Source organism: Tropicimonas sediminicola (genome assembly GCF_900188335.1).
Taxonomy (GTDB): domain Bacteria; phylum Pseudomonadota; class Alphaproteobacteria; order Rhodobacterales; family Rhodobacteraceae; genus Tropicimonas; species Tropicimonas sediminicola.
In genome coordinates this window covers 779072-799843 of record NZ_FZOY01000001.1, presented here as the reverse complement: position 1 = coordinate 799843, position 20772 = coordinate 779072, and the positions used below count along the sequence as shown (strand labels likewise).

The following is a 20772-nucleotide window of genomic DNA, read 5'->3' as shown; positions in this document are numbered from 1 at the left end:
GACACTCTCGCCCCAGATACCCGCACCCAGAAGTAGCAGGACCAAACAGGTCCTGGCCCAAAGCAGCGGAATGTGGGAGCGAATGCGCATCATCGGCAAGTGGCGTTTGGCGGTCGCGTTGTCAATCGCTGGCGCCGAAAGATGCCGACTGCGGGAGATCAGGAGGCTCAGCCTGCTGGCGAGAAACGGGTCGAAAGCCAGTCGAGGAACACGCGCAACCGCGGCGATAGCTGCCGGTCGCGGGGATAGAGCGCCAGGACCGGCGTGGGGTCCGGGGCGAAACCGGACAGGACTTCGACAAGCCGGCCAGCGGCGAGGTCCGCCTCCAGGTGGTAGCGTGGCGCCTGGATCAGGCCGAGACCGCGCCGCGCGGCATCGAGCATGGTTTCCGCACCAGTCACTACCAGAGTCGCCGGCAAGGGCCGTGTGATCTCGGCACCGCCGGACGCAAAGCTCAGGTCCATGGGCGTTCCGGTCCGCGAAGACAGGAAGGCAACGCACCGGTGCCCGTCGAGATCCTCCGGCGTCTGCGGCACGCCTTGCCGCTCGAAATAGCCCGGCGATCCGACGACGGCTTCGCCCAGGCTGCACAGACGGCGCTGGATCAGATCGCTGTCGTCCGGTGTGCCGACCCGTACCACGCAATCCACGCCCTCCCGGATGAGATCCACCAGCCGGTCGCCCTCCGACAGCACGAGCTCCAGATCGGGATGCCGCGCCAGGAACTCCGGCAGTCCCGGCAGCAGAAAATGCCGGGCAAGCGTGCCATGAACATCCACCCGCAACCGACCCCGGACCACATCGTCGGAAAAGGCGGCTTCTGCGTCCTCCACCCGGTCCACGATGTCGAGGCATCGGCGATACCATGCTTCCCCATCGAGCGTGGGTGCGACCACGCGGGTCGTGCGGTCGAGCAGCCGTATGTTCAGCCGCGCCTCCATCCGCTTGATGACGTCCGAAACGGTCGAGGGCGGCAAGCCGAGGCTTTCCGCGCTGCGCCGGAAGCTCCGTGTCTCCACGACGCGGATGAAGACGCGCATCTCGTCGAATCTGTCCATTGTTCGGCCCCACCGGATTCTCTTGCCGAAAAGACGCCAATTAACCGAAAGGGGCAAGGCAGCTAGGTCTCCCGAAGACGCTTGGATCGGAGCTTGAACGAAGGAGACCACCCATGACCGCTGAAGCCACAAAGACCGCCCTTGTCACCGGTGCCTCGCGCGGGATCGGTGCCGCCATTGCGACACGGCTCGCAGCAGAAGGATTCGCGGTCGTCCTGAACTATGCCGGGAACCGCGCGGCCGCGGAGGGCGTGGCCGAACAGGTCCACAGCGAAGGCGGGCGCGCCATTTGCGTGCAGGCCGATGTTTCCGACCCCGCACAGGTGGCGCGGCTCTTCGATGCGGCCGAGGGGGCGTTCGGCAGTCCCGCTGTGCTGGTGAATTCCGCCGGTGTCATGCAGCTTGCGCCACTCGCCGCGAGCGGTGACGAGATGTTCGACCGGATGATCGACATCAACCTCAGGGGCACGTTCAACACGCTGCGCGAAGCGGCCCGGCGGATGCCCGACGGCGGCCGCATCATCAACCTGTCGACCTCCGTGGTCGGGGCGAAACTGCCCGGCTACGGGATCTATGCCGCGACCAAGGCCGCCATCGAGGTCATGGGCGACATCCTTTCCCGAGAGCTAAGGGGGCGCAATATCACGGTGAACGCCGTGGCTCCGGGACCGACGGCCACCGCGCTGTTTCTTGACGGCAAGACGGAGGCGCAGATCGAGGCGCTGTCGAAGGCCAATCCGCTCGAGCGGCTCGGCCAACCGGAAGATATAGCAAACACCGTCGCCTTTCTGGCGGGGCCCGACGGCGGCTGGATCAATGGCCAGACCCTGCGCGCGAACGGCGGCATGGTCTGAACTGCGGTGTGACACGTGGCGGGCTTTCACGGACGGTTCCCAGAGAAGTTAGGCATGTCACAAAAGGGTGCAGCTTTCGGAATAGGTATCATCGAAGCGCGCGCTGCCGAGCCGGGCGCCTGTGCCCGCACGCGAAATGGCGGGAACGGGCGGACCGCTCAACGAAGCAGGCGCCGTGACGACACCAGACACGCCCGGGACCGACAGGCAGATGATCGTTATTCACCACAACCCTGACTGCGGCACGTCTCGAAACGTTCTCGCGTTGGTCAGGGCCGCCGGATACGAGCCGCACGTCATTCCCTATCTCGAGACCGGCTGGACCCGTCCGCAACTCCTCGGGCTGTTCGCCGCCGCGGACCTGTCGCCGCGAGCGGCGCTCAGGATCACGAAGAGCCCGGCGGAGGCGTTGGGGTTACTCGACCCGTCCGTACCGGGAGAGAGGCTTCTGGACGCGATGCTCGAGCACCCGGTGCTGGTGAACCGCCCCCTCGTTTGCACGCCCAAAGGCGTCCGCCTGTGCCGTCCTTCTGAGTTCGTGTTGGACCTTCTCGACCGCTGGCCGGAAGGACCCGTCTACAAGGAAGACGGCCAGATGATCCTCGATGCGATGGGCCACCGGGTGATCTGACCTCCGCGCCTGTATCGCGCCCTGGCACTCGGATGAGAATGATATCCCCTCGTCTGTGTCCGGTTCCACGGAGCGGCCACGTCAGATCCACCGTTCGCACCCATACGCATCGTAGCGGGACGTTTCGATTCAGCGGCGCGCACAAGCAACTGAATTTCAGACACTTTCCCCTCTCGCCGCTCCACTCGGACATCGGCGAAAAGGCCTGTGACGTTCGCGAACAGCGGCTCGGACGACCGCGGCATCCCAAGCCTGTACGTGGCACGTCATCACATGCAGTCAAACCGGACCCGACCCATGACGCCTGAAACCCGCAAGAAATCCTCGCCCCCGTATCTCGCCTCTCTCCTGCCCGCGATGATCGTCCTTTCGGCTTCGGCGGGCCTGTCCCAGCAGGTGACCTACCCCCTCGTCGACACGATGCAGGACACATGTTTCGACCTGACAGGCGCGTCGATCGCCTGCCCGTCGGAAGGCGAGCCCCTCTTCGGCCAGGACGCACAGCATCCGCGACTCCCGGCCTCCTACACGGACAAGGGCGATGGCACGGTTCTGGACACCAACACCGGGCTGCTTTGGCAGAAGACGCCGCAGACAGACCGCCTCCAATATGCCGACGCCCTCGCCTATTGCGACGCGCTGGACCTCGCCGGCCGGAGCGACTGGCGCGTGCCGTCGATCAAGGAACTCTACGCGCTGGCCGATTTTCGCGGCGAATTGCTGAAGCCCGAGGACGGCACGCCGACGCCCTACATCGATACCGAAATGTTCGATTTCGAGTACCCGGACGGCCAGATGATCTTTGCCGGTCAGTACTGGAGCAGCACGCTCTACGTGAAGGGCCCCGTGATGAACGGCCGGAACCAGGGCGCGTTCGGATTCAACTTTGCCGATGGCCATATCAAATCCTACGGCACCGGCCTCGATTTCTACACCGGCGCGGAAGCGGCGAGCAGCGGGCTGGCCAATGGCCCCGCCGACGGCAAGGCGCCAGGGAACTACGTGCGATGCGTTGCCGGTGAAGAGAACGTCTATGGTGTCAACGCCTTCGTCGACAATGGCGACGGAACGGTGACAGACGACGCGACCGGCCGGATGTGGCAGCAGGACGATGACGGCACGCGCCGTGAATGGGCCGAGGCGCTCGCCTATTGCGAGGCGCTGGAACTGGCCGGCCACGACGACTGGTACCTTCCGAATTCCAAGGAATTGCAGAGCATCGTCGATTACAATCGCACCGGCTTCCCGGCAATCGACACATCGGTCTTCGGGATCACGCAGGAATCCGAGACGCTCGACTACTGGACCAGCACGACCTTTGGCGACATCAAGAGCCACGCCAACGTGATCGCCTTCGGCAAGGCCCTCAGCAAGGCCGGCGATCAGACCGACTACACCGACTGGCACGGCGCGGGCGCCCAACGCTCCTCGATCAAGACGCTGAACGGGCAGGAACTTTCCGAGGAGGATCTGTGTTCCGTCAATGCCTGCGATGTCGACCGGCCCGACAACCTCGTGCGCTGCGTTCGCTGATCACCGACAACGTAAATCCCTTTGCCCCGCGCAACCCGCGCAGTCACAATGAAACGCCCGAAGGAACATACCAATCCGATGCTCATTCGCTCCTTGTCCATCACCGCCATCCTGCTCTGCCTGCTGTCACCGGTCCATGCGGAACAGGTCGAGATCACCCTCGTCGACGACCTCGATGGCGACCTGAACAGCTATTGCCTGGACATCTCGGGCCCGCAGGAACAGGCCGCCATCGACGGCGGGCTCCAGTCCCACACCTGCTACAGCTACCAGGGCGCTCTCGGTGTCGATCAGATCTTCGCGTCAGAGCGCTTGGCCGAAAATGTGCTCTACATGCCTGAGTTCGACGTCTGTGCCACGGCCGCCGGTCTCGACGCGGGCGCCGAGCTGGGCCTCGCCACCTGTAACGACAGCGCCGCCCAGAAGATCGCCCTGACCGCTGAGGGCAAGCTTTCACCGGTCGACGCTCCCGGCATGTGCTACACGGCCGGAGCGGAAACGCGCCTTGGCCGGGGCGGCACCTCGCGGCACCAGATCAAGTCGCTCACCCTTGAGCCCTGCAGCGACGATCTCGCGGCATTCCAGACCTGGCGCGCGCGGTCGTCCGACGACTGACGCCAGCACAAATCGAACAAAAGGACTTCCCCATGCTCAGACAAGTAACGCTTGCCGCATTCACCGCCATGCTTCTGACGGCCGGCACCGCCCAGGCGGAGAATGTCGAGATCTTCCTCGCTGACCTGCTGGACAACACCCAGAACGGGTATTGCCTCGACATCGCGCGTGCGCAGGGCGCGGCCGCCAATCCCGACGACGGGCTTCAGGGGCACACCTGCTACAGCCCCGGCGGCGAGCTTGGCGTCGACCAGACCTTTGACACCGACCGGTTCGCCGAGGGCGTGCTCTACATGCCGGAGTTCGATGTCTGCGCCGAGGTGTCGTCGACCGAAGCCGGTACAGGGATCGACCTTGCGGCCTGCGACGGCGGCGACGCGCAAACCTTCGCCTTCTCCGGTGACGGCACGATCATGCCGGCCTCCGCGCCGGAGATGTGCTTTACCCTCGGCGAAGACACCCGCGGCGGTCGCAGCGATGCCAACCAGATCAAGGCGCTGTCGCTACAGCCCTGCGACGAAGGCCAGGGCGCCTACCAGACATGGTCTGTGCGCAGTTCCGCCGAGTGAGCGCGATCCGCCTGACGCCCCGTCGCTTACGTTCGGGGCGTCAGGTGGCCTTGGACAGGTTGACCCGCGCCATGAGCGCCTTGGCCGTCTCCTTGCGTTCGGAGTAGCGGTCCACCAGGTAATCCGCCCGACCGCGCGTCAGCAGGGTGAACTTCATCAGCTCCTCCATTACGTCGACGATGCGGTCGTAGAGCGGCGACGGGCGCATCCGCCCGGTCTCGTCGAACTCCTGGAACGCCTTGGGAATAGAGGATTGGTTGGGAATGGTCAGCAACCGCATCCAGCGCCCGAGAATCCGCATCTGGTTCACCGCGTTGAAGCTCTGCGAGCCGCCGGAGACCTGCATGACCGCAAGTGTCTTGCCCTGCGTGGGGCGCACGGCGCCCTCGGACAGCGGAATCCAGTCGATCTGGGTCTTCATCAGGCCCGTCATGGCGCCGTGACGCTCCGGGCTCGACCAGACCATGCCCTCGCACCAGGCGACCAGGTCGCGCAGTTCGCGGACCTTCGGGTGGCTGCTGTCGGCATCGTCATCGACGAGAGGAAGCCCCGACGGATGATAGAACCGCACCTCCGCCCCCAGGCGCGTCAGGATGCGACCGGCTTCCTCGGCCGACAGCCGGCTGAACGACCGTTCCCGGAGCGATCCGTAGAGGATCAGGATACGGGGCGGATGGGCATAGACGGGCGGAGCGAACAGCGTCTCCCGGTCGATTGCAGCAAAGCTTGCCTCGTCGATCTGCGGGGTGGTGGTGTCGGTTTCTCGGTCAGACAAAACGATGTCCCTTGAAGGTTTCCATGGTTCCCCCTCCCTTGCGGCCCCGCAAGGCTACGGCGACAAATGCGCTGTCGAACCTGGCGCCCGCGGTCTCGGGGCCCCGTTTCAAGCATGGCACCGGCGAATGCAACACGGCGGGGATGATCGCGGCTCGGGGGGGTACGATGGCCATCTGGCCTACACCACGCAGCCAGCGTATGGGGCTGTTGCTCCCCCTGCGAGGGTTTGCGGGGTACATCATCGGGAATCGCGATCCGAGCGAGCGCGCATCCGGATCCCCGGCACGGTTACATTCTTGCCAGCATAGCCCGCTCTGGCGAGACAACGGCTGCAAGCCCCGGACCGAGGGGCCGTTCTTCATCGTCACAAAAGGGAAATGGTGGGTGATGAGGGATTTGAACCCCCGACATCTTCGATGTGAACGAAGCGCTCTACCACTGAGCTAATCACCCGGTGACGCGCCTCTTACCGCCCGTCCGTCCGGTCTGCAAGAGGGGGCGTCGGTTATTCCGGCTTTTCCTTGCTCCGCTTCGGCTTCGCGGCGCCTTCTGCAACCTGGCGAACGCGCAGTTGCAGGACCTCGCCACCGTCGACAGACTTGCGCTTCTGAACCTTCACCCGCCCCAGCGGCGGAAGGTGCAGCGTGTCGTTCTTTGCCAGGGCCTTGCCCAGCTCGGCCAGTGTCGCATCGACAACCGAGCGCACGTCGGCCTTCTTGGCGCCGGTCGCAGCGACGACGCGGTCGACGAGGTCAGGCTTTCGCACATCGGCGGAGCCTTTCTGCGCCTTGTCGGCGGCCGGTTTGGAATTGGTAGAATCGGAAGCTTGAGCTGCCATCGGAGACCTCCATTGTCTGCCACTGACTAGCAGCGGATCGGGGCCGCACCAAGCGAACTCTCTCGGTCCCGGGCAGATTTCAGAACGCAAAGAGGCGCCCGATGGGGGCGCCTCTCAGGTCTGTCAGGCGGGTCGGCTCAGTGGGCCGTGCGGGCCGCTTCGGCCTTGGCGGCTTCGGCAGCGGCGGCACGGGCGGCCGCGGCCTCTTCCTCGGCGGCCTCGTCCCATTCGATGGGCTCCGGCATCCGCACCAGGGCCTGTTTCAGCACGTCACGCACATGCGCCACGGGAATGATCTCGAGCCCTTCCTTCACGTTGTCGGGGATCTCCGGCAGATCCTTCTCGTTCTCCTCCGGGATCAGCACCGTCTTGATGCCGCCGCGCAGGGCCGCGAGAAGTTTCTCCTTGAGACCGCCAATTGCCAGCACGTTGCCACGCAGGGTGACCTCGCCTGTCATCGCGATGTCCTTGCGGACCGGGATCTTGGTGAGCACCGAAACGATCGAGGTGACCATCGCCACACCCGCCGAGGGGCCATCCTTGGGCGTCGCGCCCTCCGGAACGTGGACGTGGATGTCGATCGTGTCGAACTTCGGCGGCTTCACCCCGATCTCCGGCGCGATGGAACGAACGAAGCTGTTCGCCGCGTCGATCGACTCCTTCATCACGTCGCCGAGCTTGCCGGTGGTCTTCATCCGCCCTTTGCCGGGCAGTTTCAGCGCCTCGATCGACAGCAGGTCGCCGCCCACGGAGGTCCAGGCAAGGCCGGTCACGACTCCCACCTGGTCTTCCTTCTCGGCCAGACCATAACGGAACCGCTTCACGCCCAGGAACTCCTCGAGGTCCTCGGGCCGCACGACCACCTTGTCGACTTCCTTCTTGACGATCTTGGTGATCGCCTTCCGGCAGAGCTTGGCGATCTCGCGCTCGAGGTTCCGTACCCCCGCCTCGCGGGTATAGGTCCGGATGATCTCCGTCAGCGCCTCGTCGGTCAGCTCGAATTCCTTGGCCTTGAGGCCGTGGTTCTTCATCTGCTTGCCGATCAGGTGCCGCCGCGCGATCTCGTGCTTCTCGTCCTCGGTGTAGCCCGCCAGCGGGATGATCTCCATCCGGTCCAGCAGCGGACCGGGCATGTTGTAGGAGTTCGCCGTGGTCAGGAACATCACGTTCGACAGGTCGTACTCGACCTCCATGTAATGGTCGACGAAAGTACCGTTCTGCTCCGGATCGAGCACTTCCAGCATCGCCGAGGCAGGATCGCCACGGAAGTCCTGCCCCATCTTGTCGATCTCGTCGAGCAGGATGAGCGGGTTCGTGGTCTTTGCCTTCTTCAGCGCCTGGATGATCTTGCCCGGCATGGAGCCGATGTAGGTCCGGCGGTGGCCGCGGATCTCGCTCTCGTCGCGCACGCCGCCAAGCGAGATACGGATGAACTCCCGGCCCGTGGCCTTGGCCACCGATTTGCCGAGCGAGGTCTTGCCGACGCCCGGAGGGCCGACCAGGCAGAGGATCGGGCCCTTGAGCTTCTGGCTGCGCTGCTGCACGGCCAGGTACTCCACGATCCGTTCCTTCACCTTCTCGAGGCTGTAATGGTCGTTGTCGAGCACGGCCTGGGCGCGACCAAGGTCCTTCTTGACCCGGCTCTTGGTGCCCCACGGGATCGACAGCATCCAGTCGAGGTAGTTGCGCACCACCGTCGCCTCGGCCGACATCGGGGACATGTTCTTGAGCTTCTTCAGCTCGCCCTCGGCCTTCTCGCGCGCTTCCTTGCTGAGCTTGGTCTCGGCGATCTTCTCTTCCAGCTCCGCGATCTCGTTGGAGCCGTCCTCGCCGTCGCCCAGCTCGCGCTGGATCGCCTTCATCTGTTCGTTCAGGTAATACTCGCGCTGCGTCCGCTCCATCTGGGACTTCACGCGGGTCTTGATCTTTTTCTCGACCTGAAGAACCGACATCTCGCCCTGCATCAGGCCATAGACCTTCTCGAGGCGCTCGGCGACGGACAGGGTCTCCAGAAGCTCCTGCTTCTGGCCCACTTCCACTCCCAGGTGCCCCGACACGAGGTCGGCCAGCTTGGCGGCCTCGCGGGTCTCCGCCACTGCAGCAAGCGCTTCCTCGGGGATGTTCTTCTTGATCTTGGAATAGCGTTCGAATTCCTCGCCGACCGAGCGAACCAGCGCTGCCACGGTGTCGGCGTCACCAGGCACTTCCTCGAGCGACACGGCGCGGGCTTCGAAATAATCGTCGTTCTCGAGGTATTCCTCGATCCGGACGCGGCGAATGCCCTCCACCAGCACCTTCACGGTGCCGTCGGGCAGTTTGAGGAGTTGCAGCACATTGGCCAGAACGCCCGCCTGGTAGATCCCGTCCGAAGACGGATCATCGTCGGAGGCGTCCATCTGGCTGGCCAGAAGGATCTGCTTGTCGTCCTGCATCACCTCTTCCAGCGCGCGGACGGATTTGTCCCGGCCCACGAAGAGGGGCACGATCATGTGGGGAAAGACCACGATGTCGCGCAGTGGCAGCACGGGATAGGATTGGCTGAGAGGCTCAAGCATGCTCGTTTTCCTGTTCTTGGCAAGAAGGCACCGGCCCCGCTTCGCGGCAACCACGGCCCTCTCCGGTCTCGGTGTCTACAGGTGGGCTCGCAGACCGCCCGTTTCAACCAGACCCCTGAATCCGGACCAATGTGCCTGTCTCCTCCGGCGTCGGCAAGCCGACATTGCCCCGTGCTTTCCCGGATTGCCCGGCCGATCCGGCAAGCCAATGGAAAGGCACGGTTCAATCAGCGCACGGCGAAACGGCCAGCGGCGCAACACCGCTTCCCGTGCCGCCCGAATGGAGATCACTTCGCGCCCGGAACGCACGCGCGCCGGGCATCCGGATCACGTCTGCGAGAGGTGAGTCTTCGAGCGCGGGCGCGCGCCCTGCCCCGCATTCTGGACGGCTCGAGGCAATCTGCTCCAGGCCTCCCCCTCAGAGCGCCTCGATGTCTCCCTCCGCGCGCTGCGCGTGGAAGTCCGTCTCCCAGTCGGCGAAACGCCCGGCCGCGATGGCGTCGCGCATGCCCTGCATCAGCTCCTGGAAATAGTGCAGGTTATGCCAGGTCAGCAGCATCGACGAGATGATCTCCTGCGAGCGAAAAACGTGGTGCAGGTAGGCGCGGGAATAGCTGCGGCAGGCGGGACAGCTGCAGTGTTCGTCCAGCGGCCTGGGATCTTCCTGGTGGCGGGCGTTCTTGATATTGACGACGCCGCGGCGGGTGAAGGCCTGGCCGGTTCGTCCGGACCGCGACGGCAACACGCAATCCATCATGTCGATACCGCGCTTGACCGCGCCCACGATGTCGTCGGGCTTGCCCACGCCCATCAGGTAGCGCGGCTTGTCCTCGGGAAGCATGTCCGGGGCGTAGTCGAGCACCCGGAACATGACCTCCTGCCCCTCGCCCACGGCGAGACCGCCGACCGCATAGCCATCGAACCCGATGGCACGCAGCGCCTCGGCGCTTTCGCCGCGCAGATCCTCCTTGTCACCGCCCTGCTGGATGCCGAAGAGCGCGTGGCCAGGCCTGTCGCCGAATGCATCGCGGGACCGCTGGGCCCACCGCATCGAAAGCCGCATGCTCTCGGCGATGCGGTCATGTTCGGCCGGCAGTGCGGGGCATTCGTCGAAACACATCACGATGTCGGAGCCGAGCAGCTGCTGGATCTCCATGCTGCGCTCGGGCGTCAGCATGTGCCGGGAGCCGTCGATATGGCTCCGGAAGGTCACCCCCTCCTCGGTGAGCTTCCGCAATTCGGCCAGGCTCATCACCTGGAACCCGCCTGAATCGGTGAGGATCGGGCGCTCCCAGTTCATGAAGGCATGAAGGCCGCCCAGGCGGGCGATCCGCTCCGCCGTGGGGCGCAGCATCAGGTGATAGGTGTTGCCCAGCAGCACGTCGGCGCCGGTCGCGCGCACGCTCTCGGGCAGCATTGCCTTCACCGTGGCGGCCGTTCCCACCGGCATGAAGGCCGGCGTCCGGATCTCGCCGCGCGGGGTCGAGATCGTGCCGGTGCGCGCCCGTCCGTCCGTGGCATGCAGGCTGAAGGAGAATCTTTCGGTCATGGGCTCTCCTTCTCAGAACGCCACGACCGATGCAATTCCCGCCGATCCGTTCGGCCCCGCCTCCGCTTCCGGGTGGCAAGTCAGGCGGAGCGGCGACTCGCAGCTTGGACAGATGAGAAGGTCGCAACGCCCGAGGGTATAGAAGGGGCTGCCATCTCGCGCGGCCCGGACTTGCAGAACCCCTCCAGTCCTGCCTGCCAAGGCTCCACCCTCCGCAAGATCACGCGATTCCGGACAGAACCGTTCGCTGCGTGCCATGGGTCATCTCGCCGGTCCAGGTCACGCCATGCGACAGCAAGTCGTCCACCTTGTCGCGCGGCATGGGACGGTCAAAGAGATATCCCTGCCCCAGCGGGCATTGCAGCCCCGCCAGCATCTCCAGAGTGTCCTCGGTCTCGATCCCTTCGGCGGTCACGCTCAGGTCGAGCGATCCTGCGAGAGAGATGATGCCCGCAACGATCTTCGCCTTCTGACGGTCCTGGGACACCGTGGTGACAAAGCTGCTGTCGATCTTCAGCCGGTCGAACGGCAGCCGGGAGAGCGTGGCCAGGCTGGAGAAGCCGGTCCCGAAATCGTCCAGCGAGATCTGGATCCCCTGCCAGCGGAGTTGATCGATCACCTCGTGGGCGCGGTCTATGTCGTCGATGATCGCGGTCTCTGTGATCTCGATCTCCAGCCGCTCCGCCGGAAAGCCCGTCTCCCGCAGGATGGCCTCGATCCGCGGCGACAGGTCCGCATCGCGGAACTGCTTCGCCGACAGGTTGAAGGCGATGGTCAGTGACGGATCCCAGTCGCGGGCGGCGATGCAGGCTTTTCGGAGGATCTGCCAGCTGATCGCCGCGATCTGGCCGGTCTCTTCGGCAAGCTGGATGAAGCGATCCGGCGGCACGTTGCCGAGGCGGTCGTGGTGCCATCGCGCCAGGACCTCGAAGCCCACGAGCTTGCGGTCCGCGATCTGGACGATCGGCTGGAAGTAGGGCTCGATCTCTTCCCGTTCTATCGCGGCCGTCAGTTCGGCCTCCAGTTCGGCCAATTCCCGCAGCCGCTCCCCCAGGGCGTCGTCGAAATAGGAGATCCGGCCGCGGCCCTCCTTCTTCGCGCGATACATCGCCTGGTCGGCATGGCGCAGCAACAATGGCGCATCGAGCCCCTCACGCCAGATCGCGACGCCGAGGCTGGCGCCGATACTCAACTCCGAATCGCCAATGATGAACTTCCGCTCCATGGCAGCGAGAATGCGCCGCGGCAGCCCGCCGGCACCGCCAAGTTCTTCGGTCCCGGCGGCGAGAATGGCGAACTCGTCTCCGCCAAGCCGTATCGGCAGTTCATCCTCGCCGCAGCAAGCCTTCACCCGCCTCGCAACTTCCCTGAGAATGAGATCTCCAACGTCGTGGCCACGCAGATCGTTGACCGGCTTGAAGCGATCCAGATCCATGAGGAGGATCGCCGGCGCCGCACCACCGCGCCGGGCCTTCGCGATCCGCTCCCGAAGCGCGTCGTTCATCACCCGACGGTTATAAAGCCCGGTCAGCGCATCGTGGCGGGAGATGTGCTGCGCCCTCTGTTCGGCCAGTTGACGGCTGCGAAGGTGCCGGCGCAACCGACGGTTCCAGATGCCGAGGAGGGCCGGCAGCAGGAGCCCCAGCACCAGAACCGCGCTGATGAGCTCGTCCAGTTCCATTTCCTCGTGCAGGCGAATGTAGTCCACGAGGCCCTCGAACAGGTCGAATTGCGCCCCGAGGATCCAACTCGCAGGAAACAGGGCAACGAGCAGCAGGTATTCAAGTTTGGAAGGCATTGCGGCAGCATCTCTTTTCGTTTCGCCGCCTGATCTGGAAGGGAAAGGATGGCCAGCCGGTTAAGGCTCGAACGGAAAGCCCGCGCAATTTGATCGGTTCGGTATCCGGGCCGCCACCGTGCCACACTGGACCCCGCCTGAAACATTTCTTATATAAACCATCGAGTATCCCTCGAGGACACGGTTATCAGATGCACGCCCAAAGCAACCCGATGGAAGGGGAACCGACAATCCGGCCTTCCACCACAGATCATCCGCTCTACGACAGCATCGTGGAAGCCTGCCGCACGGTCTACGATCCGGAAATCCCGGTGAACATCTACGACCTCGGACTGGTCTACACGATCGAGATCAACCCGGAAGCGGAAGTCCGTGTGACCATGACGCTCACCGCGCCGGGCTGCCCGGTGGCGGGCGATATGCCCGGCTGGGTGGCCGAGGCGATCGAACCCCTGCCCGGCGTCAAGCAGGTGGATGTGGACCTTACCTGGGATCCGCCCTGGGGCATGGAAATGATGTCCGACGAGGCGCGGCTGGAGTTGGGTTTCATGTGAGCCGACCGGCTTCGGGCGCAGCCGCGCCCTTGAGCCGGACAGACCGGGCTCCTACATCGGACCCGGAACAAGAGGATCGACAGGATGTTTTCCATTCCCGGCAAGCAGGCCGTGACCCTGACACCGCGTGCCGCGGCCCACATCGTCAAGCTCATGGAGCGTGACGGCAAGTCCGGCCTGCGCCTCGGCGTCAAGAAGGGCGGCTGTGCGGGAATGGAGTACACCATGGAGTTCGCCGACACGGTGGACCCGCTCGACGAGGTCGTCGAACAGGACGGCGCGCGGGTGATGATCGCCCCGATGGCGCAGATGTTCCTGTTCGGGACCGAGATAGATTACGAGATCTCGCTTCTGGAAGCGGGCTTCAAATTCCGCAACCCCAACGTGACCGAATCCTGCGGCTGCGGCGAGTCGATCAAGTTCGACGAGAGCCTGACCGACCAGACCTCTGGCTGACAGGCCGGCCTGCTTCGGCCCGACCTTCCGACGACCGTCCGAACACCGCCGCACGCAACCGCAGCATCCTGCGGCGGCGGCTCCAGCGTTCGTGGCTCCGCACCCGGGCCTCAATCAGTTCGGCTTCGGATTTCGGGCGGGAGGCAAGCCAGATCAGGTCGCTCTCGAAATCGTAAAGGGGACGCAGACGCATCTCTTGTCCTTTCAGTTTTAAATGACTGCCCTCAATAAAGCAGCCACATGGCAATCGTGACAGCGCCGCAGATTGCAGGTAGGTTTTCAAAAATGAAAAACGCGCTGCCTCTTGATGATCTCGCCCTGTTCCTGAAGGTGGCTGAAACCGGCTCGCTTTCGGCAGCCTCCGCCCAGACCGGAATCAGCGTGCCGACTATGGGCCGCAGGATGACCAAGCTCGAACAGGCCCTGGGCCGGCGCCTGTTTCTGCGCGGCCCCAGCGGCTATGCGCTGACCAGCGAGGGACGGGAACTGGTCGAGCGGGCGATCCCTCTCAGATCGGCCGCGGCCGGGATCGACCGGTGGCGCAGCGAAGGCCGGAGCGTCGCACGGGTGCGGATCACAGCCGGGACCTGGACGTCGTGGTTCGTGGCCCGAAACATTCGCCGCATCTGGTCGGAGGAAGCAAGCTGGGCGCCGGACCTTCTCGCCTCCAACCTACCCCTCGACCTCGCCCGCCGGCAGGCCGACATCGGTATCCGCAACAAGCGGCCCACCCAGGACTGGCTGGCCGGGCGCCGGACGGCCCGGATCGAGAATGCGGAATACGGCGTCTCGCCGGACGTGACCGGGTATATCGCGCTCGCACCGGACCGGGCCTCGACCCCGACGGCCCTCTGGGTGCAGGCGAACCGGGCGGACCGGGTGGTCATGCTCGCCAGTGACACCCGCGTGGCGGTGGACCTTGCCCTCGAGGGAATCGGACGTGTCGTCCTGCCCTGCTTTGCCGGCGACGCCGTTCTGGGGCTGCAACGCGTCTCCCCCAAGATCGAAGAGCTCTCGCATGACGAATGGCTGGTCACCCACCACGAGGCGCGCCACGACCCGCCCGTCCGCGCGGCGCTGAACGCGCTGACGGAGCTGTTGACGGATGCCTCCCTGCGCCCCCTGCCCGAGTAAGGCGTGGAGGGTGTACCAAAGAGCCGCGGCGAGCGGACCTTGACCCCGCAGCGCACCGCTGCAAATTGGCTGCCGACCCACAAGCTCAGACGGAGGGACGACCCATGGCGCAGAAACTGGCCGCCGGTAACTGGAAGATGAACGGCACCGAGGCCTCGTTGGCCGAGATCGACGCGATGATCGCGGCCTTTCCCGCGCCCGGCTGCAAGGTGCTGATCTGCCCGCCCGCCACCCTGCTGGACCGGCTGAGCACCCGCGCCGAGGGCAGCGCAATCGCCACCGGGGCGCAGGATTGCCACATGAACGCCAGTGGCGCCCACACCGGCGACATCTCTGCCGAGATGATCAAGGACGCAGGCGGTACCTACGTGATCCTCGGCCATTCCGAGCGCCGCACCGATCACGGCGAAACCGACGAGATCGTCAACGCCAAGACGATGGCCGCCACCGGCGCCGGGCTGATCGCCGTGGTCTGCGTCGGCGAGACGCTGGAGCAGCGCGATGCGGGCGAGACGCTGGATCTCGTGGGCACCCAGCTTGCCGGCTCGATCCCCGAAGCCGTGACCGGCCAGAACCTCGTCGTGGCCTACGAGCCCGTCTGGGCCATCGGCACCGGCCGAATCCCGACCATCGAGCAGATCGCCGAAGTCCACGACTTCATGCGCGCCCGGCTGGTCGAACGGTTCGGCGCCGAGATCGGGAATGCCGTGTCGCTGCTCTACGGTGGCTCCGTGAAACCGTCGAATGCGTCCGAGATCTTTGCCGTGGCCAATGTCGACGGCGCGCTTGTCGGTGGGGCTTCGCTGAAGGCGGCCGATTTCGGAGCCATCATCGACGCGCTTCAGAAAGCCTGATAAAAACGCTCGCATGAGCCTGCGCCCTTCCGATCTCGCCGACCGTTTCGCGACCGGCCTCCTGCGCGGAGGGGCGCTGTTCATAGGTCTGATGTGCCTGCTGCCGATGGTTGCGGTAGCGGTTGCCGCCTTGCTCGGCTCCACCGACACGCTGCGGCACCTCGCCGAGACGGTTCTCTGGACCTACACTGCCACCACCTTGCAGCTTGTGGTGATCGTGGCGCTCGGGACCGCGGCCATCGGCACTGGCGCGGCCTGGCTGGTCACCATGACCCGCTTTCCGGGAGCGCGCTTTTTCGAGATCGCGCTGGCCCTGCCGCTGGCTTTCCCGGCCTACGTGATGGGCTATGCCTACACACATTTCCTCGACCACCCGGGCCCGGTGCAGACCCTGCTGCGCGACGTCACCGGCTGGGGCCCGCGCGACTACTGGTTCCCCGAGGTGCGCTCGGTCACAGGCGCGGCGGTGATGCTGATCCTCGTGCTCTACCCCTACGTCTACTTGCTGGCCCGCGCGGCCTTCCTGCAGCAGAGCGCCACCGCCTTTCTCGCCGCCCGCGCGCTCGGCCGCGGCCCGTGGACGGCCTTTCTGCGCGTGAGCCTGCCGATGGCGCGCCCGGCGATTGCCGGCGGCGTGTTGCTGGCAGTGATGGAGACCATCGCGGACTACGGCACGACCTCCTATTTCGCCGTGCAGACGTTTGCCACCGGCATCTACACGAGCTGGTTCACCATGGCCGACCGGGCCGCGGCGGCGCAACTGGCGCTCTGCCTGCTCGGCTTTGCGCTGCTGCTGGCCATCCTGGAACGGATGCAGCGCGGCGCGGCCCGCCATCACGGCGCGGGCAAACGTTTCGAGCGCCTGCCCCCGACCCAACTCGCCGGGCCGGCGAAATGGGGCGCGACCCTGCTCTGCGCGGTTCCCGTGCTCCTGGGGTTCATCCTGCCGGTGGCGCTGCTTCTGTCCATGGGGATCGGCAGCGGGCAGTCGCTGATGTCGCCGCGCTATGTCGGCTACATCCGGAACACCATCGTCCTGGCCGGCACCGCCTCGGTGCTGACCGTGATCGGGGCGGTTCTCGTGGGCTTTCGCATGCGCCTCTGGCCCGGGCCCGCCTCCTCCGGCGCGAGCCACCTCGCCCGCATCGGCTACGCCGTGCCGGGGGGCGTGATCGCAGTGGGCCTGCTGGTGCCCTTCGCCGCCTTCGACAACGCGCTCGACGCCTGGATGCGCGCGACCTTCGGGCTCTCCACCGGCCTGCTCTTCACCGGCTCGATCTGGCTGCTGGTTTGCGCCTACATGGTCCGCTTCATGGCCGCCGCGCTCAACACCTACGACAGCGGGCTCGGCACCATCCACCCTAACATCGACGCCGTCGCCCGCACCCTCGGCACCCGGCCGACCGCGATGCTGCAGCGGATCCACGTGCCGGTGCTGCGCCCCTCGGTGCTGACCGCGCTGCTGATCGTCTTCGTCGACGTGATGAAGGAGCTGCCGGCCACGCTGATCATGCGGCCGTTCAACTTCGACACGCTGGCGGTGCAGGCGCACCGGCTGGCCTCCGACGAGCGGCTGGACGGCGCTGCGGTGCCGAGCCTCGCCATCGTCGCCGTGGGCCTGCTGCCGGTGATCCTGGTCTGCCGGTCGCTCGGGGCGAAACGCTCCCGGGTTTTCGGCACCGCAGCGACCCCGGCGGAATGAAAACGGCGCGAGGCAACCTGCCCCGCGCCGTATCCCTGAGATGATCCCGGGCCCTCACCGGGGCCCGGCGATGATCACTTCCAGCCGACCTCGTTGAAGATCTTCTGCGCCGTGGCGATGTTCTCGGCCACGTCCGACAGGCTCACGTCGTCTGCCTTGAACTCGCCGAGCTGGGCCACCGAGGGAGCGAGCTCCGCGGTCTCGACCGAGGGGAACTCGTCGTTGCCGGCCGAGAAGTAAGCCTGCGCCGAGTCGCTCGACAGGTACTCGAGGAACTTCACCGCATTCTCGCGGTTCGGCGCATGGGCCGCGACCCCGGCGCCGGAGAGGTTCATGTGCGCGCCGTTGCCGTCCTGATCCGGGAAGACCCAGCCGATGCTGTCGAGCGAAGCGCTGACGCCCTCGACCTCGGTCCGGATGGCCCGCGCGAAATAGTAGGTGTTCGAGACCGAAATATCGCACTCGCCCGACACCAGCCCACGGAGCTGGTCGGTGTCGCCGCCCTGCGGGTCGCGGGCCATGTTGGCCACCACGCCTTCAGCCCAGGCGCGGGCGGCTTCTTCGCCCTCGTGGGTCACGATCGAGGCGAGAAGCGTCTGGTTGTACTCGTTGCTCGAGGAGCGGATGCAGATCATGCCCTTGTACTTCGGATCGGCAAGCTCGGCGTAGGTCTGCGGCGGCTCGGCGACATTCTCCTTGTCGTAGAAGATGATCCGGCTGCGCTGCGAGAAGCCGAACCACTGGTTGTCGGCATCCTGCAGGTGGGCGGGGATGCGCTCTTCAAGGATATCGCTGTCGACCGACTGCAGAACGCCGGCCTGCTTGGCGCGGTAGAGGCGCGAGGTGTCGACGGTGATGAGCACGTCGGCGGGGCTGTTGATCCCCTCGGCCTGCATCCGGGCCACCAGCTCGTCGGCATTGCCCTCGATACGGTTGATCGTGACGCCTTCGGCTTCTTCGAAATCGGAATAGAGCCGGTCGTCTGTGTCGTAGTGGCGCGAGGAATAGATGTTGAGCTCGCCTTCGGCGGCTGCTGCCAGCGCCGTGCCCGTCAGCAGGGCCGCGGCGAGCGGCAGAGCGATTGAGCGCGGAATCGAATACGACATGGGGTCTCCCGGGTTGCGCGTTTCATTATCCGAGTGTTTCTATCGGTTTTTCGATTTCGTCAACTCGAAACTGATGCGGCGCGGCACCGGGGCACATGTGCCGATCCACCGGCCCACCAAAACCCTTGACCCGTTTCGACCACCGTGAAACCGTGCCGCCGGTTGGAAAAACCATCAAATTCAATTACTTTACAAGTGACATCATGACAATCAAACCTCTTGGTCCGTCAAAGGACCTCGGATCCGTCGACGCCATCTTCGACGGTATCACCCCCGTTTCCGCAGGATTGAAAAACGGCAAGGTTGCCGTCGCATGGGCGCAGACCCTGGTCTTTCCGGCCGGCGGCTTCACCGACACCGACGGAGCCATTTTCGTTCAGCTCTATTCGGCCGGCGGCAAGCCATCGGGCGCGGTGAAACTGGTCAACATGACGACGGCGGGGATCCAGGGCAGTCCGGAAATCACCGCGCTGAAGGACGGCGGCTTCGTCATGAGCTGGGTCAGCTACGCCCCGCTGGGACAGGGCCACAACGACACCGACATCCATGCCCGGATCTTCAATGCCAACGGCTCGCCGCGCGGCAAGGAGATCATCGTGACCCGGGACGATCCGCACACCGTGACCGGCGGCTCCAACTACGACGACGACAACACCAGTGGCAACGTCATCGCCACCAGGGACGGCGGATTCCTGGCGATCTGGACGGATGGCGGCCCCAACGAAGGCGCCTTTGCCCAGCGGTTCGACGCCCAGGGTGGGCGCGTCGGCAAGGAGGTCGAGATCACCACGGACGGCTTCGTCTTCCTTCCCGGGATCGCCGAACTGTCCAACGGCAATTTCGTCGCGGTCAACGACGACAGCTACCCCGTCAATCTCTGGATCAGTGGCGCCGGTCTGAACGATGCGCCGACCGGCATTTCCGGGACCGGCAAGGGCCGCTACGAGGTCGATCTAGACGAGACCGGCACCCGCCGCGACCATCCGGAGGTGGCGGCGCTGAAGAACGGCGGCTTCGCACTTGTCTGGAAGCAGTATCCCGCGACCGGTTCGAACAACCTCCGTGTCGAGACCTATGACAAGGCGGCCCGTCTGGTGAAGGCGGTCGAGATCGACGTGCCCAACGGCGCCGACAGCGTCCGCAACGATTTCAACATTCTCGGCCTGTCGAACGGCGGCTTCATCGTGGCCTGGACGCAGAACGAGGCGGATGTCGGCACCGACAGCGTCGGCATCAAGGCACAGGCCTTCAACGGCGATGGCACCGTCGCCGGCCCGGCCCGGTTTCTCAACAGCAACAGCGCCGGCGTCCAGTACCTGCACGACATGACAGAGACGGCCGATGGCAAGGTCTGGGTCAGCTACGTGGACCAGAGCGCGATCGGCACCGTCGACCAGCTGCAGTACCGGCTCTTCGAGGTCACCGCCGATGCGGGCAAGTCACAGCCCGTTGGCCCGAAGCAGATCTACGGAACCGCAAAGGACGACACGCTGAAAGGCAGCGCCGGCGCGGACGAGATCACCGCCCGGGGAGGCGACGATGTGGTGCGCGCCCTCGGCGGCAAGGATGTGGTCGATGCCGGCTCTGGCGCGGACAGGGTTCTTGGCGGTGACGGCGACGACACACTGCGCGGCGGCGGCGACAACGACACCCTCCTCGGCGAGGCCGGGAATGACAAGGTCTTCGGCCAGACCGGCAACGACACGCTCGACGGCGGCGACGGCAACGACCGGCTCGTCGGCGGAGGCGGCGCAGACACCCTGCGCGGCGGCAAGGGCCGGGACACGCTCAACGGCTCCGCCGGCGCCGACACGCTCAAGGGCGATTCCGGCGACGACAGGATCGCGGGCGGAGGTGCGGGCGACCGGCTGGTTGGCGGCGCGGGCGACGACACGCTGAATGGCGGCGCGGGCAACGACAAGCTCTACGGCAACGGCGGCAACGATGTTCTGATCGGCGGCGGCGGTCGCGATACGTTCATCTTCGCCGGTGCGACCGGCGACGACGTGATCACCGATTTCGATCCGGAGAGCGACAGCTACACCATCAAGACCAAGGCGACGGTCACCGAGGTGGCGAAGGCCGGCGGTGTTCTGATCAGCTGGGCAGAGAACTCGCTGCTGCTTGAAGGGCTCACGCTCGACGACATCGCGTGAGTGTGTCACCAGGGAACGAAGACGGCCGCCGGG

18 protein-coding genes and 1 tRNA gene are annotated in these 20772 nt (G+C 65.4%); 11 read left to right on the top strand and 8 right to left on the bottom strand.

Annotated features, from left to right (window positions below; translation table 11 throughout):
• Nucleotides 1–167: 167 nt before the first annotated feature.
• On the bottom strand, nt 168–1058 hold the full coding sequence (locus CHB86_RS03825) for a LysR family transcriptional regulator (RefSeq protein WP_089231392.1): 891 nt from the start codon (nt 1056–1058) through the stop codon (nt 168–170).
• A 113-nt stretch (nt 1059–1171) separates the two neighbouring features.
• On the opposite strand from CHB86_RS03825, the gene CHB86_RS03820 reads away from it, so the two are divergent.
• The 5 genes from CHB86_RS03820 to CHB86_RS03800 all read left to right on the top strand — a co-directional run bounded on the left by CHB86_RS03820 (nt 1172) and on the right by CHB86_RS03800 (nt 5260).
• Nucleotides 1172–1912: an SDR family oxidoreductase gene (locus CHB86_RS03820; RefSeq protein WP_089231391.1), complete on the top strand. Its 741-nt coding sequence runs from the start codon at nt 1172–1174 to the stop codon at nt 1910–1912.
• 211 nt (nt 1913–2123) lie between these two features.
• Complete coding sequence (locus CHB86_RS03815; protein WP_089231389.1) at nt 2124–2543, top strand: arsenate reductase family protein; 420 nt, start codon at nt 2124–2126, stop codon at nt 2541–2543.
• Between the two features lie 297 nt (nt 2544–2840).
• Nucleotides 2841–4076 (top strand): Lcl C-terminal domain-containing protein, encoded by a 1236-nt coding sequence (locus CHB86_RS03810; protein ID WP_176442754.1) that lies wholly within the window; start codon nt 2841–2843, stop codon nt 4074–4076.
• Nucleotides 4077–4154: 78 nt separating this feature from the next.
• Nucleotides 4155–4691, top strand: coding sequence for a hypothetical protein (locus CHB86_RS03805; protein WP_089231386.1), 537 nt, complete (start codon nt 4155–4157; stop codon nt 4689–4691).
• Between the two features lie 32 nt (nt 4692–4723).
• Nucleotides 4724–5260: a ricin-type beta-trefoil lectin domain protein gene (locus tag CHB86_RS03800; protein WP_089231384.1), complete on the top strand. Its 537-nt coding sequence runs from the start codon at nt 4724–4726 to the stop codon at nt 5258–5260.
• Between the two features lie 40 nt (nt 5261–5300).
• Here the strand turns inward: CHB86_RS03800 and arsH are convergent, their stop codons facing one another.
• From arsH to CHB86_RS03770, 6 genes are all read right to left on the bottom strand, one after another.
• Nucleotides 5301–6035: an arsenical resistance protein ArsH gene (gene arsH, locus CHB86_RS03795; RefSeq protein ID WP_089231383.1), complete on the bottom strand. Its 735-nt coding sequence runs from the start codon at nt 6033–6035 to the stop codon at nt 5301–5303.
• A gap of 380 nt (nt 6036–6415) precedes the next feature.
• A tRNA-Val gene (locus tag CHB86_RS03790) sits at nt 6416–6490 on the bottom strand.
• A 52-nt stretch (nt 6491–6542) separates the two neighbouring features.
• Nucleotides 6543–6875: an HU family DNA-binding protein gene (locus CHB86_RS03785; RefSeq protein WP_089231381.1), complete on the bottom strand. Its 333-nt coding sequence runs from the start codon at nt 6873–6875 to the stop codon at nt 6543–6545.
• A 137-nt stretch (nt 6876–7012) separates the two neighbouring features.
• The gene (gene lon / locus CHB86_RS03780; RefSeq protein ID WP_089231379.1) at nt 7013–9430 is read right to left on the bottom strand and encodes an endopeptidase La; all 2418 of its coding nucleotides are present in this window, start codon (nt 9428–9430) and stop codon (nt 7013–7015) included.
• A gap of 418 nt (nt 9431–9848) precedes the next feature.
• On the bottom strand, nt 9849–10979 hold the full coding sequence (gene tgt, locus CHB86_RS03775; RefSeq protein WP_089231378.1) for a tRNA guanosine(34) transglycosylase Tgt: 1131 nt from the start codon (nt 10977–10979) through the stop codon (nt 9849–9851).
• Between the two features lie 220 nt (nt 10980–11199).
• On the bottom strand, nt 11200–12777 hold the full coding sequence (locus tag CHB86_RS03770; protein WP_089231376.1) for a putative bifunctional diguanylate cyclase/phosphodiesterase: 1578 nt from the start codon (nt 12775–12777) through the stop codon (nt 11200–11202).
• 191 nt (nt 12778–12968) lie between these two features.
• Here CHB86_RS03770 and CHB86_RS03765 point away from each other — a divergent pair, with 191 nt between their 5' ends.
• The 5 genes from CHB86_RS03765 (at nt 12969) to CHB86_RS03745 (ending at nt 17477) form a co-directional block, all read left to right on the top strand.
• On the top strand, nt 12969–13331 hold the full coding sequence (locus tag CHB86_RS03765) for an SUF system Fe-S cluster assembly protein (RefSeq protein ID WP_089231375.1): 363 nt from the start codon (nt 12969–12971) through the stop codon (nt 13329–13331).
• Nucleotides 13332–13415: 84 nt separating this feature from the next.
• Nucleotides 13416–13787 (top strand): HesB/IscA family protein, encoded by a 372-nt coding sequence (locus CHB86_RS03760; protein WP_089231373.1) that lies wholly within the window; start codon nt 13416–13418, stop codon nt 13785–13787.
• 285 nt (nt 13788–14072) lie between these two features.
• Nucleotides 14073–14921 (top strand): LysR family transcriptional regulator, encoded by an 849-nt coding sequence (locus tag CHB86_RS03755; protein ID WP_089231371.1) that lies wholly within the window; start codon nt 14073–14075, stop codon nt 14919–14921.
• Nucleotides 14922–15025: 104 nt separating this feature from the next.
• Complete coding sequence (gene tpiA / locus CHB86_RS03750; protein WP_089231369.1) at nt 15026–15775, top strand: triose-phosphate isomerase; 750 nt, start codon at nt 15026–15028, stop codon at nt 15773–15775.
• Between the two features lie 13 nt (nt 15776–15788).
• Nucleotides 15789–17477 carry an ABC transporter permease gene (locus CHB86_RS03745; RefSeq protein ID WP_089231367.1) on the top strand — a complete coding sequence of 563 codons (1689 nt, stop codon included), beginning with the start codon at nt 15789–15791 and terminating at the stop codon, nt 17475–17477.
• A 74-nt stretch (nt 17478–17551) separates the two neighbouring features.
• Here CHB86_RS03745 and CHB86_RS03740 read toward each other — a convergent pair whose 3' ends face one another.
• Nucleotides 17552–18583: a Fe(3+) ABC transporter substrate-binding protein gene (locus CHB86_RS03740; protein ID WP_089231365.1), complete on the bottom strand. Its 1032-nt coding sequence runs from the start codon at nt 18581–18583 to the stop codon at nt 17552–17554.
• Nucleotides 18584–18786: 203 nt separating this feature from the next.
• Between CHB86_RS03740 and CHB86_RS25185 the strand changes: the two genes are divergently transcribed.
• Nucleotides 18787–20739 carry a calcium-binding protein gene (locus CHB86_RS25185; RefSeq protein ID WP_281251207.1) on the top strand — a complete coding sequence of 651 codons (1953 nt, stop codon included), beginning with the start codon at nt 18787–18789 and terminating at the stop codon, nt 20737–20739.
• Nucleotides 20740–20772: the final 33 nt, after the last annotated feature.

Bases quoted from the DNA above. Each gene is read 5' to 3' on its own strand.
- CHB86_RS03825 (WP_089231392.1), bottom strand. From the start codon at position 1,058: ATGGACAGATTCGACGAGATGCGCGTCTTCATCCGCGTCGTGGAGACA.
- CHB86_RS03820 (WP_089231391.1), top strand. From the start codon at position 1,172: ATGACCGCTGAAGCCACAAAGACCGCCCTTGTCACCGGTGCCTCGCGC.
- CHB86_RS03815 (WP_089231389.1), top strand. From the start codon at position 2,124: ATGATCGTTATTCACCACAACCCTGACTGCGGCACGTCTCGAAACGTT.
- CHB86_RS03810 (WP_176442754.1), top strand. From the start codon at position 2,841: ATGACGCCTGAAACCCGCAAGAAATCCTCGCCCCCGTATCTCGCCTCT.
- CHB86_RS03805 (WP_089231386.1), top strand. From the start codon at position 4,155: ATGCTCATTCGCTCCTTGTCCATCACCGCCATCCTGCTCTGCCTGCTG.
- CHB86_RS03800 (WP_089231384.1), top strand. From the start codon at position 4,724: ATGCTCAGACAAGTAACGCTTGCCGCATTCACCGCCATGCTTCTGACG.
- CHB86_RS03785 (WP_089231381.1), bottom strand. From the start codon at position 6,875: ATGGCAGCTCAAGCTTCCGATTCTACCAATTCCAAACCGGCCGCCGAC.
- lon (WP_089231379.1), bottom strand. From the start codon at position 9,430: ATGCTTGAGCCTCTCAGCCAATCCTATCCCGTGCTGCCACTGCGCGAC.
- tgt (WP_089231378.1), bottom strand. From the start codon at position 10,979: ATGACCGAAAGATTCTCCTTCAGCCTGCATGCCACGGACGGACGGGCG.
- CHB86_RS03770 (WP_089231376.1), bottom strand. From the start codon at position 12,777: ATGCCTTCCAAACTTGAATACCTGCTGCTCGTTGCCCTGTTTCCTGCG.
- CHB86_RS03765 (WP_089231375.1), top strand. From the start codon at position 12,969: ATGCACGCCCAAAGCAACCCGATGGAAGGGGAACCGACAATCCGGCCT.
- CHB86_RS03760 (WP_089231373.1), top strand. From the start codon at position 13,416: ATGTTTTCCATTCCCGGCAAGCAGGCCGTGACCCTGACACCGCGTGCC.
- CHB86_RS03755 (WP_089231371.1), top strand. From the start codon at position 14,073: ATGAAAAACGCGCTGCCTCTTGATGATCTCGCCCTGTTCCTGAAGGTG.
- tpiA (WP_089231369.1), top strand. From the start codon at position 15,026: ATGGCGCAGAAACTGGCCGCCGGTAACTGGAAGATGAACGGCACCGAG.
- CHB86_RS03745 (WP_089231367.1), top strand. From the start codon at position 15,789: ATGAGCCTGCGCCCTTCCGATCTCGCCGACCGTTTCGCGACCGGCCTC.
- CHB86_RS03740 (WP_089231365.1), bottom strand. From the start codon at position 18,583: ATGTCGTATTCGATTCCGCGCTCAATCGCTCTGCCGCTCGCCGCGGCC.
- CHB86_RS25185 (WP_281251207.1), top strand. From the start codon at position 18,787: ATGACAATCAAACCTCTTGGTCCGTCAAAGGACCTCGGATCCGTCGAC.